This is a genomic window from Rhodoferax sp. (genome assembly GCF_037143375.1).
Lineage (GTDB): Bacteria > Pseudomonadota > Gammaproteobacteria > Burkholderiales > Burkholderiaceae_C > Rhodoferax.
Map to the genome: position 1 here is coordinate 23,592 of NZ_JBAWYV010000005.1, position 11,796 is coordinate 35,387.

Here is an 11,796-nt window from a genome sequence, read left to right on the forward strand (position 1 = left end):
AACAGATGAAGTCGGTGGTTGAAGCTGGGCGCATCCTTCTGTTTTTAATAACAGGCTGGATGCTTGAACAGTAGTTTAGTACGCGATTCAAACCTGTAAAGAGTTTTTTTAGTCAATTTAGCTTACTATTTAATGCATGACAAATTCACTTGCTCCGCCCACCGCCCAGGCCGACCATTGGCGCCAAACGCACCTGGGCCACTGGATGAACCTGGCGCTGCAGCGCTTTGATGCCCGGGTGCTGTTCCTGATGGCGCGCAACGAGAATGTGCCACTGGCCCTGTCGAATCTGGCGGCCCGGGGCAGCTTGAGCGCTTCGCATGTGCACATTACCCGTCACTTGGCGCTTGAAGGCTCGCGCCTCACGGATCTGGCCGAGCGGGCCGGCATGAGCAAGCAAGCCATGGGCAAACTGGTCGAGCAATGCGAGGCATGGGGTCTGGTGACGCGACTGGATGACCCGCGCGATGCCCGCGCCCGACGCATCGTTTTCACCCCGATCGGACTGGCCTGGCTCCAGGCATTCCAACAGGCGGTGGCGCAGGCTGAAGCCGAGTTACGCGCTGCAGTGGGCAATGAAGTGGCCACCGTCATCGCGATCGGACTCGAAGCTTATTCTGGGTGAAAACACTGAGCGCTGAGCGCTAAATAACCATTAGACTTGTAAGCCTAGAATAAGCAAAATACAGGCGCCCGCAACCGGCATTCACCCCCTACGGAGACGATGATGAGAATTCTGATTGCAGAAGATGACCAGGTACTGGCCGATGGCTTGTTGCGCACCTTGCGCAGCTCAGGCGCCGCCGTTGACCATGTGGCCAGTGGCACCGAAGCCGATGCCGCGCTCATGACCAACACCGAGTTCGATCTGCTGATTCTGGACCTGGGCCTGCCCAAAATGCACGGCCTGGAGGTTCTGAAAAAGCTCCGCGCCCGCGGCTCTGCGCTTCCCGTTTTGATCCTCACCGCCGCTGACAGCGTCGAAGAGCGCGTCAAAGGTCTGGACTACGGCGCCGACGACTACATGGCAAAACCCTTCAGCCTGTCGGAGCTTGAGGCGCGCGTGCGTGCGTTAAGTCGCCGCGGCATGGGCTCGGCCAGCAGCACCATCAAACACGGCCCGCTGATTTACGACCAGGGTGGCCGGGTGGCCACCATCGACGGCGTGATGGTCGAGTTGTCGGCAAGGGAACTCGGCTTGCTCGAAGTTCTGCTGCAACGCTCGGGACGCTTGGTCAGCAAAGACCAACTGGTGGAGCGTTTGTGCGAGTGGGGTGAAGAAGTGAGCAACAACGCCATCGAGGTCTACATTCACCGCCTGCGCAAAAAAATCGAAAAAGGTCCGATCCGCATCGCCACCGTCAGGGGCCTGGGTTATTGCCTGGAAAAAATTCCTGGCTGATATGACCCCCACGCTTGCCACTGCGTGTGCTGCGCTGCCCCCCGAGGGGGCCGTGCCTTGCTTGGGGCGGCCCGGCGCAGCGGCAGTTTCGACTCTCCCGTCGTGAATATTTTCCACCGCGAGCAGCGGTCCCTGTTCGGCGAAATCCTGGACTGGATGCTCACGCCGTTGCTGCTGCTGTGGCCGATCAGCCTGGTGCTGACTTGGCTGGTCGCGCAAAGCATTGCCGGCAAACCTTTTGACAGAGCACTGGAGTACAACGTCGGGGCACTGGCGCAGTTGGTCACTGTCAGCAACAACCGGGTGCAATTCAATCTGCCACTGCCCGCACGAGAGCTGCTACGCGCCAATGACTCAGACACGGTGTACTACCAAGTGATGGGCGCCAAAGGCGAGTTTCTAGCTGGCGAGCGCGACTTGCCGTTGCCACCTGAAGAAGAAAAAGTGGTCTACGGTGAAGTCCACATACGGGATGCAGAAGTCCACGGCGTGGACGTAAAAATAGCTTACACATGGATCAAACTGCCATTGCCGGGCAACCGCACCGCCCTGATCCAAGTCGCAGAAACCATGGAAAAACGCTCGGTGCTCGCGACTGAGATTGTCAAAGGCGTGATGCTGCCGCAGTTTGTGATTTTGCCGATGGCCGTGCTGCTGGTGTGGCTGGCGCTGGTGCAAGCCATCAAACCCCTGAACCAGCTTGAAGAACGCATCCGGGCCCGCAAACCCGATGACCTGAGCCCGATTGACGCGCAGGCCGTGCCGCTGGAGGTGGCGCCGCTGGTGTACTCAGTCAACGATCTTTTAATGCGACTGAAGGAGTCAATCTCGACCCAAAAACGCTTTCTGGCAGATGCCGCGCACCAACTCAAGACCCCACTGGCAGGGTTGCGCATGCAAGCCGATCTGGCACAACGCGAGGGCGCCAACGCCGAGGAACTGAAACAGTCGCTGCGCCAGATTGGCCGTGCCAGCATTCGGGCCACCCACACCGTCAATCAGTTGCTGGCGCTGGCCCGGGCCGAGAGCAGTGGCTCGGCCATGCCGCGCGTCACCAACGATCTGGCCGAGTTGACGATGTCGGTCGTGCGCGACTGCGTGCCACGGGCCCTTGAAAAACACATTGATCTGGGCTACGAAGGTCCGCAGCCCGGCACCGAAGGCGGCCAACTGGCCGGCAACCCAACGCTGCTCAAGGAGCTGATTCGCAATCTGGTGGACAACGCCATCAACTACACGCCCTCCAGCATGGACGCGCCCGGCGTCATCACCGCCCGTGTGCTGACGGACCCGTTTGGCAAGTCGCTGGTGTTGCAGGTTGAAGACTCCGGGCCGGGTGTACCAGAAGCAGAACGGGAGTTGATTTTTCAACCGTTTTACCGCGCACTGGGCACCGAAGCCGATGGCACTGGCCTGGGACTACCGATCGTGATGGAGATCGCCCATCAGCACAATGCAACGGTCAACATGGAATCGACCCATCCGGGTCTGGTGCCACCGGGCGCCCGTTTCACCGTGCGCTTCAAGGTCGACACCACGATCCTCGAGCAAGCTTAAGGGCAGGGGCTCAGGCTCTTGCCAGCCAGGGCCGGTTTTAGATCATCCAGACGGGCTTTCAAGGCCTCATCAACCACGGGCAATTGCAGGGCCAGGCCGTGCTCCTCGGCCCGCTCCTGCAGCACGCGTGCCGTGCGAACGCCACGTCGACTGAAGGCCTCCAAGGCGGCATTGGCCGCGGCCTGCGTCTCAAAACCACCCAGGGACAAACCCAAACCCAGCGATGGATTGGCCAGTGGTTCAAATTTAAGATTCAGGAAGGCCAACTGCTGACGTTTTTTAGCCAGTTCTTCGGCATTGGCGTATTTGCCCATGAAGACAATCCAGCGGGCGGGCGCCACGGCGGACTCCAGCTGCCATGACCCGGCCGGCAAGACCTGCGCCAGCGTGCGTCGCAATAGCTCGCCCTGCACCTCGTCAAACAACCCGGCCTGCAAGCAGACTGACGGCTTGGCGGCTGCGAGCGGCACCACTTCAGGCTGACGTAATTCCTGGGGACTCAGCAAGCGCAGCGCTTCCGGCCTGATTTGCTGGGCCATGCGTTGCGGCTCGATTTGCTGCGTGGGGGCCCAACCGAGCCCGATCAGCAAGCCCTGCGACCAGGCGAAATAGAGGCCATTCAGCAAAACCAGGGCGAGGAGGATGAAGCGCAACATGGTCAATGCAGGTTACAGGTTGGCATAGGGCGGTGCGCTCTGCGGACGCACACTGACCTCGGCACTGGTTATTTTTTTCAAACCCTGCGCGGTCAGCACCTGCAAGGCACCCACGCTGTCGACGCCTTGCGCGGTGCCGGTCATGCCGTCACTGAGGGTCACGGGCAAGCCCCCCAACGCGTCCCGTTCATTGAACAGGCGCTGAAACGGCCCAAACCCCAGCGACTCAAACGACTTGATGGTGCGCACCAAGGGGGCGATGAGGCGCAACAGGGCGTGCGGCGCATCGATCCCCGGCAAGACCTCCACGAGCCCGGCCGGTGGCGTGGCCAATCCGGTGGCAGCGGGCTCCCGGATGTTGATACCAACACCAATCACGGCATAGCGCTGCGCCCCAATACTGGCCGTCTCGATCAGAATACCGGCCAGTTTGCGGTCGTTCAACCACACATCATTGGGCCATTTCAGGCGCAAATCAGGGTGCAGGCTTTGCACCACGCTGACACCCACAGCCAATGACAGGCCTGACCAGTCCACCGGGTACAAGGGCAGACCCACAGAAAAAGTCAGCGCAGTGGCACCCGGTTGTGGCGTGCCGGCACCACTCTGCCAGTCGCGCCCCAAGCGGCCCCGACCTGCCGTTTGCTGCTCGGTCACCAGCAACACCGGCTCAAAACGCCCGGTGCGAGCGCGTCGCATCAACTCGGAATTGGTGGAGTCGATTTGCGGCACGATTTCCACGGTGAAGCCGGGTAACTCAGGCGCTACGGCTTCCCAGATAGCCTCGGCGGGCCAACGGATCGGCTGGTTCAGGCTCGTCACCTTAGCGGCGTCCGCTTTTGGGAGCCAGCAGCGTGCCACGGCAGTTTGCAGCGCCACACCAGCAGGGGTAGTTGGCCTTCAATTTGGCGGTGTAGCGCGCATCAATGACCAGACCGTAGTCGTAGTTCAACTCTTCGCCCGCCGGGATGTTGCGCAGCGCCTTGATGAAGATGCGCCCGTTTTGCTCGTCGGCTTCGCAGTTGGGGTTGCAGGAATGGTTGATCCAGCGTGAGGAGTTGCCGCCCACTTTGGCATCAATCACGCGATCTTCGTCCACCGTGAAATAAAACGTGTGGTTGGGGTCGGTCGGGTCATGCGGGTGACGCGCCAAGGCTTCGGGCCAGTCAATCACCTCGCCCACGTACTCCAGCAAGGTTTCGCCCTCTGCGATATCCTGCACCGCAAAAACGCCTTTGCCGTGCACGCCGGAGCGTCGGGTTTGAATTCGGCGGCTGGGGCTGGAGGTGGTTTTTTTGGACACGACAAAAAAATTTGGTATGGTGAACTCGTATGGGCGCACGTGTGTGCGCCCACCTGTGTGTGCGTGCGCTTGGGCGCCCGCGAGAAAATGGATTGTAGTGATGAAAACTTTAGTTATTGCCGAAAAGCCTTCGGTTGCACAAGACATCGTGAAAGCGCTCACGCCGATCGCGGGCAAGTTCGAAAAACACGACGAACATTTCGAGAACGACCAATACGTCGTGACCAGCGCGGTCGGCCATCTGGTCGAGATTCAGGCGCCCGAAGAATTTGACGTCAAGCGCGGCAAGTGGAGCTTTGCCAACCTGCCGGTGATTCCGCCGTACTTCGACCTGAAGCCGATGGACAAGACCAAAACACGGCTCAATGCCGTCGTCAAACAGGCCAAGCGCAAGGACGTGGACAAACTCATCAACGCCTGCGATGCGGGCCGCGAGGGTGAGCTGATTTTTCGCTTGATCGAACAATATGCCGGAGGCGCCAAGCCGTTGGGCAAACCGGTCAACCGCCTGTGGCTGCAGTCCATGACCCCGCAAGCCATTCGCGACGGCTTCAACTCCCTGCGCAGCAACGAGCAAATGCTGCCGCTGGCTGATGCCGCGCGCTGCCGCTCGGAGGCGGACTGGCTGGTCGGCATCAACGGCACGCGCGCCATGACGGCGTTTAACTCGCGTGATGGTGGCTTCTTTCTGACCACCGTGGGTCGGGTGCAAACGCCCACCTTGAGCGTGGTGGTGGAGCGCGAAGAAAAAATCCGCAAATTCATCAGCCGCGATTACTGGGAAATTCACGCCACCTTCGGCGCGCAAGCCGGTGCCTACCCGGCCAAATGGTTTGACCCCAAGTGGAAAAAAGCCGCGGCCAATGCCGCCGCCGGCAACGACGAAGCCGACGCCGAACTCAAGGCCGACCGGGTCTGGAACCTGCGCGAAGCCGAGGCCATCGCCGCCGCCGTGCGCGGCCAAAAAGCCAGCGTGACCGAAGAAAGCAAGCCCACTACGCAGGTGTCGCCGCTGCTGTTCGATTTGACCAGCCTGCAACGTGAGGCCAATGGCAAGTTTGGTTTCTCCGCCAAGACCACGCTCTCGATCGCGCAAAGCCTGTACGAGCGCCACAAAGCCCTGACCTACCCGCGGACCGATTCGCGCGCACTGCCCGAAGATTACGTGCCGGTCGTCAAGCAGACCTTTGAGATGCTGGCCGACAGCGGCATGAAGCACCTGGCCCCGCACGCGCTGACCGCGCTGAACGGCAACTACATTCGCCCGAGCAAACGCATTTTTGACAACGCCAAGGTGAGCGATCACTTTGCCATCATCCCGACCCTGCAAGCCCCGAGCGGCCTCTCGGAGACCGAGCAAAAGATTTACGACCTGGTGGTGCGCCGCTTCATGGCAGTGTTCTTCCCGGCGGCCGAGTACCAGATCACCACACGCATCTCGACTGCGGTCGGCCACAGCTTCAAGACCGAAGGCAAGGTGCTGGTCAAACCCGGCTGGCTGGCGATTTACGGCAAGGAAGCCGCCGCCGAGCAGTCCGACAACGGCGACAAGAGTGCGGGCAACCTGGTGCCGGTCAAACCCGGCGAGTTGGTCAATGCCGAGTCGGTTGACCCCAAGGCCCTCAAAACCCGTCCGCCTGCCCGCTACACCGAAGCCACGTTGCTCGGGGCCATGGAAGGCGCTGGCAAAACTGTTGAAGACGACGAACTGCGCGAAGCCATGCAGGAAAAAGGCCTCGGCACCCCGGCCACCCGCTCCAGCATCATCGAAGGCTTGATTGCCCAGGAATACATGCTGCGCGAAGGCCGCGAGCTGATTCCCTCGGCCAAGGCCATGCAGTTGATGACGCTCTTACGCGGTCTGGACGTGCAGGAGTTGACCAAAGCCGAACTCACCGGCGAGTGGGAATACAAACTCGCGCAGATGGAGCAAGGCAAGCTGTCGCGCGAATCCTTCATGGCCGACATTGCCGCCATGACCGAGCGTTTGGTTAAAAAAGCCAAGGAATACGACCGCGATACGGTGCCTGGCGACTACGCCACGCTCAGCAGCCCCTGCCCTAACTGCGGCGGCATCGTCAAAGAAAACTACCGCCGTTACACCTGCACCGGCGCCGACGGCCGCAGCGATGGTTGCGGCTTCTCGTTTGGCAAAACCCCGGCTGGGCGTACCTTTGAAGCGGTCGAAGTGGAGCAATTCCTGCGCGACCGCAAGATTGGCCCGTTGAGCGGCTTCCGCTCCAAAGCGGGCTGGCCGTTCACGGCCGAAATGATCATCAAGTTTGACGAAGAGAGCAAAAACTACAAACTCGAATTTGACTTTGGCGACGACAAGAAGGGCGAAGAATCCGGCGAGTTGATTGACTTTAGCGGCCAGCAAGCCCTCGGCGTTTGCCCCAAATGTGGCGGCTCCGTGTTTGAGCATGGTAAAAATTATGTGTGCGAAAAAGCCGTTCCAACGCTGGCGCAGCCGACACCCAGTTGCGACTTCAAGAGCGGCCAGATCATCCTGCAACAACCGATTGAGCGCGAGCAAATGACCAAGCTGCTGGCGACCGGCAAAACCGATTTACTGGACAAGTTTGTCTCGATGCGCACCCGCCGCGGCTTCAAGGCCATGCTGGCGTGGGACGCCGAAGCGGGCAAGGTGAACTTTGAATTTGCACCGAGCAAATTCCCGCCACGCAAGACCGCCGCTGGCGCTACTAAAACAGTAGCTACTCGCGCAGGTGCAACGGGGACTGCAGCCAAAAAAGCACCTGCAAAGAAGGCCGCTACCAAGAAAACGGCGAGCAAGACGGCTGCGGTCAAAGTGCCGCGCAAAACATCCACCAAGGCTCCCGCCGCCGGTGCGCAGCCGAGCGAGGCCTTGGCCGCCGTCATTGGCAGTGAGGCCATCGCCCGCCCACAGGTCATCAAAAAGCTGTGGGATTACATCAAGGCCAACAACCTGCAGGACGCCACCAACAAACGCGCCATCAACGCCGATGCCAAGTTGCTGGCGGTGTTTGGCAAACCGCAGGTGACGATGTTCGAGTTGGCCGGAATTGTCGGCAAGCACTTGGGTTGAGTGAAACAGGTGCCCCACGGGGCGCCTTTTTCAATGCATGAACTTGCCGCCGCGGCCAATGATGGTCAGGTCGGTGAAGTTGGAGCCCTGGTGGTTTTTGGCGCTGTAGTTGACAGTAAAGCCGCCCAGATTCACATCGTGCATGGACTCCAGTCCGCTGATGAGTGATTCGCGGGTGAGGGTGCGCCCGGCACGGCGCAAACCTTCCACCAGCACGCGGGCCGTCAGGTAGCCTTCCATGCTGGTGAAGTCAAATTCTTTTTGCCCCGCTTCCAGCATGCGTTGCTGGTAGTCCCGAACAACACCACTGTTGCCTGCATAAGGAAATGGCACCACTTGCGAGATCACCACACCCTGCCCGGCATCGCCGAGATCGTCTGCCAGCGCTTTGGAGCCGACGAAACTGACGTTGAAAAACTGGCCGCCATACCCTTTGGCCCGCGCCTGCTTGAAGAAGGCGGCTGACGATTTATAGGCGCTGATCTGCACCACAGCTTCAGGTTCCGACTTGAGGATGGCCTCCAGCGACTTGGCCACGTCCACACTGTTGCGCTCCACCGTACCTGTGGCCACGGGCTTGAGCTGGCGCTTGGTTAACGCCCGCTCGACGCCCTCCAGACCGGCCTTGCCGTAGGCATCATTCTGATAAAACACTGCGATTTTTTTGACGCCCAGCGTGGTGAGGTGCTGCACCATGCGTTCGGTCTCGTCAAAATAACTGGCCCGCACATGAAACACCTGTCGGTTAAATGGCTCGCGCAGCGCTTGCGCGCCGGTGAACATGCCCACCAGCGGCACTTGCGCCTCGGTCAGTATCGGCAGCGCGGCCAGGCCTGTGGGCGTGCCGACCGAGCCCGCCAGTGCAAACACCTTGTCCTCGTTGATGAGCGCCTTGACGGCGGCGGCGGCTTTGTCGGGCTCATAGCCATCGTCCCGGGTGATCAGTTTGATCGAGCGCCCATGGATGCCGCCCTGCGCGTTAACGACATTGAAGTAAGTCTGCATCCCCAACTGCATGCGCTGCCCGAGTTGGGCCGCTGGCCCGCTGATGACCGCAAACTGACCAATCACAATTTCCTTGTCGGTCACACCGTTCTCGGCATGCGCGAGGGCGGCGGTGAAAACCAGCGCCAGACAAGTCAGTTTTTTAAGCATCTTCATGGGAATCCCAACGTTTCAAGGTTGCGCAAAATTTGCAGCGAACGGTTTCAGCAGGCACCCGGGCTCATGGCGCTTCGGACATCTGCCCGTCAATGTAATACCAGCGCCCGTCCTGACGCACAAAGCGGCTGGTTTCATGCATGCGCTGGGCGCCTTGGCTGTCGCGGCAACGCGCCACGAATTCAACCACGCCCGCGTCGCCCACGGCCTCGGCATGGCGCACCTCCAGCCCCAGCCACTTGACCGGCGGCAGCTCCAGGTCGCCCGGGGCGCTGGAGGCGTGCCAAGTGGCCAGCAAGTACTCCAGCAAGCCCAGCACATAGGCGCTGTAACGCGAACGCATCAAAGCCTCGGGCGTGGGCGCATGCACGCCCAGAGGCAAGCCCGCATGCCAGAGGCTGCAGCAGTCAGCGTAAGACTGGCCACTTTCGCAAGGACAGGCCGCGCGGGCAGGGTGCAGGGTTTTCTTCATGCTGCAATAGTAGCGGGGGCATGTGAAGGGGATTGAATTTGTAGCGAGCAAAGACCTGACGTATCGCATACCGTGTAAATATTTCTGCAAAAATCAGGCATTCGCACATGGCAACAACTGATTCGACACCCCGCGAAGCGCCCACCTCGGCGGTGCCAAGTGGCCGCTGGTCGCGACTGGCGCGACTGGGCTCGCTGGCCACCGGCGTGGCGGGCGGCATGCTGGCCGAAGGGGCGCGCCAACTGGCCCAGGGCAAACGCCCGCGCCTGGGTGATTTGCTGCTGACGCCGGCCAACGCCCGGCGCGTGGCCGACCAACTGGCACAGTTGCGGGGCGCGGCCATGAAGGTCGGGCAACTGCTCTCAATGGATGCCGGTGACTTGCTGCCGCCCGAGTTGGGCGAAATTCTGGCGCGCCTGCGCTCGGATGCACGCGCCATGCCCAAAAGCCAGGTCATGGCGGTGCTGAACACGCAGTGGGGCGACGACTGGCAGCGTCAGTTTGCGCAGTTTTCTTTCACGCCGATCGCGGCCGCCTCCATCGGGCAGGTGCACATGGCCCACACCCACGACGGGCGCCGCCTGGCCATCAAAATTCAGTACCCTGGCGTGCGCGAAAGCATCGACAGCGATGTGGACAACGTCGCCACGCTGCTGCGCCTCTCGGGCTTGCTGCCCCAAGGCTTGGACATTCAACCCTTGCTCAAGGATGCCAAGCTGCAATTGCACGACGAGGCCGACTACCTGCGCGAAGGCGCCTACCTGCAGCGCTACGCCGAACTGCTGGCCGATGCGCCTGAGTTTTTACTGCCCGCGATGCAGCCCGACTTGACGACCGTGAGCGTGCTGGCCATGACCTTTGTCGGCGGCGTCGAGGTGGAGTCGCTGGTGCAGGTGGCGCAAGCCGAACGCGACCGGGTGGCGGGCTTGCTGATTCACCTGCTGATGCGCGAGCTGTTTGAATTCCGCCTGATCCAGACCGACCCCAACTTTGCCAACTACCGCTATGACCCGCGCACACGGCAACTGATCCTGCTCGACTTTGGCGCCACCCGGCCCTACCCCGCGGCGCTGGTGAAAGGGTTTCGCCAGCTGATGATGGGTGCCATGGCGCAAGACCGCGAGGCCATGCGCAGCGCAGCCCTTGCCATCGGTTATTTCAACAGCAGCACCCTGGCGCGGCATCAGGAGGCGGTGCTGGACCTGTTTGAGCTGGCGACCGAACCCTTGCTCTTTGAGGGCGACTACGACTTCAGCCAATCCGACCTGCCCCGGCGCATTCGCGATGTCGGCATGGCCTTGGGGCTGGACCGGGATTTCTGGCATATTCCGCCCGCTGACGCGCTGTTTTTGCACCGCAAACTCGGCGGTCTCTACCTGTTGGCGGCCCGGCTCAAGGCGCGTGTCAATGTGCGTGGTCTGGTGCTGCCGCTTGTGACACCCAAACGCAAAAGCAAGGCCCATGTCGGCTAAAGTGTTTGCAATTACCGCGTCGATCAACCCTACCGAATTTCAAGCCATGCTCCAGCTTTACACCTACTTTCGCAGTTCTGCCGCCTACCGGGTGCGCATTGCGCTCAACCTCAAGGGCCTGCCGTATGCGTCGATCCCGGTGCATCTGGTGCGCCATGGCGGTGAGCAACATGGCGCCGACTTTGCGCGCATCAACCCCGCCCATCTGGTGCCCGCGCTGGTGGACGGCGAGGACACATTGAGCCAATCCATGGCCATCATCGAGTACCTGGAAGAGACCCACCCCACGCCCGCTCTGCTGCCGCTTGACGCCGCAGGCCGGGCCCGGGTGCGCGCGCTGGCGCAAGCGGTGGCCTGCGAGATTCATCCGCTGAACAACCTGCGCGTGCTGCGCTACCTGGCGCAAGAACTCAAGGTGGACGAAGCGGCCAAGATCAAATGGATCCAGCACTGGATCACGCTCGGCTTCACCGCCTTTGAAGCCCAGTTGGCCCACAGCGCGAGCACCGGCGAGTTTTGCCATGGCGCAACGCCGACGCTGGCCGACTGCTGCCTGATCCCGCAGATCTACAACGCCCGGCGCTTTGACACACCGCTGGAAGCCTTTCCTCACCTGCTGCGCATTGAGGCAAATTGCCTGGCATTGGAAGCATTTGCGCAGGCCCGACCCGAGGCACAACCAGACGCGGCTTGACAGGACCGC

General features: G+C 61.0%; 11 protein-coding genes. 6 read left to right on the forward strand and 5 right to left on the reverse strand.

Annotation, left to right across the window (positions count from 1 at the left end; all coding sequences use genetic code 11):
- Positions 1-136 precede the first annotated feature (136 nt).
- The 3 genes from WCG50_RS01600 to WCG50_RS01610 all read left to right on the forward strand — a co-directional run bounded on the left by WCG50_RS01600 (position 137) and on the right by WCG50_RS01610 (position 2,959).
- Positions 137-625 carry a MarR family transcriptional regulator gene (locus WCG50_RS01600; protein WP_336897809.1) on the forward strand — a complete coding sequence of 163 codons (489 nt, stop codon included), beginning with the start codon at positions 137-139 and terminating at the stop codon, positions 623-625.
- Between the two features lie 102 nt (positions 626-727).
- A complete protein-coding gene (locus tag WCG50_RS01605; protein ID WP_336897810.1) occupies positions 728-1,402 on the forward strand; it encodes a response regulator transcription factor in 675 nt (224 codons plus the stop codon).
- Positions 1,403-1,504: 102 nt separating this feature from the next.
- Positions 1,505-2,959, forward strand: coding sequence for a sensor histidine kinase N-terminal domain-containing protein (locus WCG50_RS01610; protein ID WP_336897811.1), 1,455 nt, complete (start codon positions 1,505-1,507; stop codon positions 2,957-2,959).
- Here WCG50_RS01610 and WCG50_RS01615 read toward each other — a convergent pair.
- The 3 genes from WCG50_RS01615 to WCG50_RS01625 are packed head-to-tail and all read right to left on the reverse strand — an operon-like array spanning position 2,956 to position 4,918.
- A complete protein-coding gene (locus WCG50_RS01615) occupies positions 2,956-3,615 on the reverse strand; it encodes an SPOR domain-containing protein (RefSeq protein ID WP_336897812.1) in 660 nt (219 codons plus the stop codon). The two genes, WCG50_RS01610 and WCG50_RS01615, sit on opposite strands and share 4 nt — an antisense overlap.
- 12 nt (positions 3,616-3,627) lie before the next feature.
- Positions 3,628-4,437 (reverse strand): biotin--[acetyl-CoA-carboxylase] ligase, encoded by an 810-nt coding sequence (locus WCG50_RS01620; protein WP_336897851.1) that lies wholly within the window; start codon positions 4,435-4,437, stop codon positions 3,628-3,630.
- A gap of 1 nt (position 4,438) precedes the next feature.
- Positions 4,439-4,918, reverse strand: coding sequence for an SET domain-containing protein-lysine N-methyltransferase (locus tag WCG50_RS01625; RefSeq protein WP_336897813.1), 480 nt, complete (start codon positions 4,916-4,918; stop codon positions 4,439-4,441).
- Positions 4,919-5,018: 100 nt separating this feature from the next.
- Between WCG50_RS01625 and WCG50_RS01630 the strand changes: the two genes are divergently transcribed.
- On the forward strand, positions 5,019-7,988 hold the full coding sequence (locus WCG50_RS01630; protein ID WP_336897814.1) for a DNA topoisomerase III: 2,970 nt from the start codon (positions 5,019-5,021) through the stop codon (positions 7,986-7,988).
- A 30-nt stretch (positions 7,989-8,018) separates the two neighbouring features.
- On the opposite strand, the gene WCG50_RS01635 is transcribed toward WCG50_RS01630, so the two are convergent.
- Both WCG50_RS01635 and WCG50_RS01640 read right to left on the reverse strand, forming a co-directional pair.
- The gene (locus WCG50_RS01635) at positions 8,019-9,149 is read right to left on the reverse strand and encodes an ABC transporter substrate-binding protein (RefSeq protein WP_336897815.1); all 1,131 of its coding nucleotides are present in this window, start codon (positions 9,147-9,149) and stop codon (positions 8,019-8,021) included.
- A gap of 64 nt (positions 9,150-9,213) precedes the next feature.
- Positions 9,214-9,621, reverse strand: coding sequence for a YchJ family metal-binding protein (locus WCG50_RS01640; protein WP_336897816.1), 408 nt, complete (start codon positions 9,619-9,621; stop codon positions 9,214-9,216).
- A 107-nt stretch (positions 9,622-9,728) separates the two neighbouring features.
- Between WCG50_RS01640 and WCG50_RS01645 the strand changes: the two genes are divergently transcribed.
- Both WCG50_RS01645 and maiA read left to right on the forward strand, forming a co-directional pair.
- A complete protein-coding gene (locus tag WCG50_RS01645) occupies positions 9,729-11,093 on the forward strand; it encodes an AarF/ABC1/UbiB kinase family protein (RefSeq protein ID WP_336897817.1) in 1,365 nt (454 codons plus the stop codon).
- A gap of 46 nt (positions 11,094-11,139) precedes the next feature.
- A complete protein-coding gene (gene maiA, locus WCG50_RS01650) occupies positions 11,140-11,787 on the forward strand; it encodes a maleylacetoacetate isomerase (RefSeq protein WP_336897852.1) in 648 nt (215 codons plus the stop codon).
- Positions 11,788-11,796 lie beyond the last annotated feature (9 nt).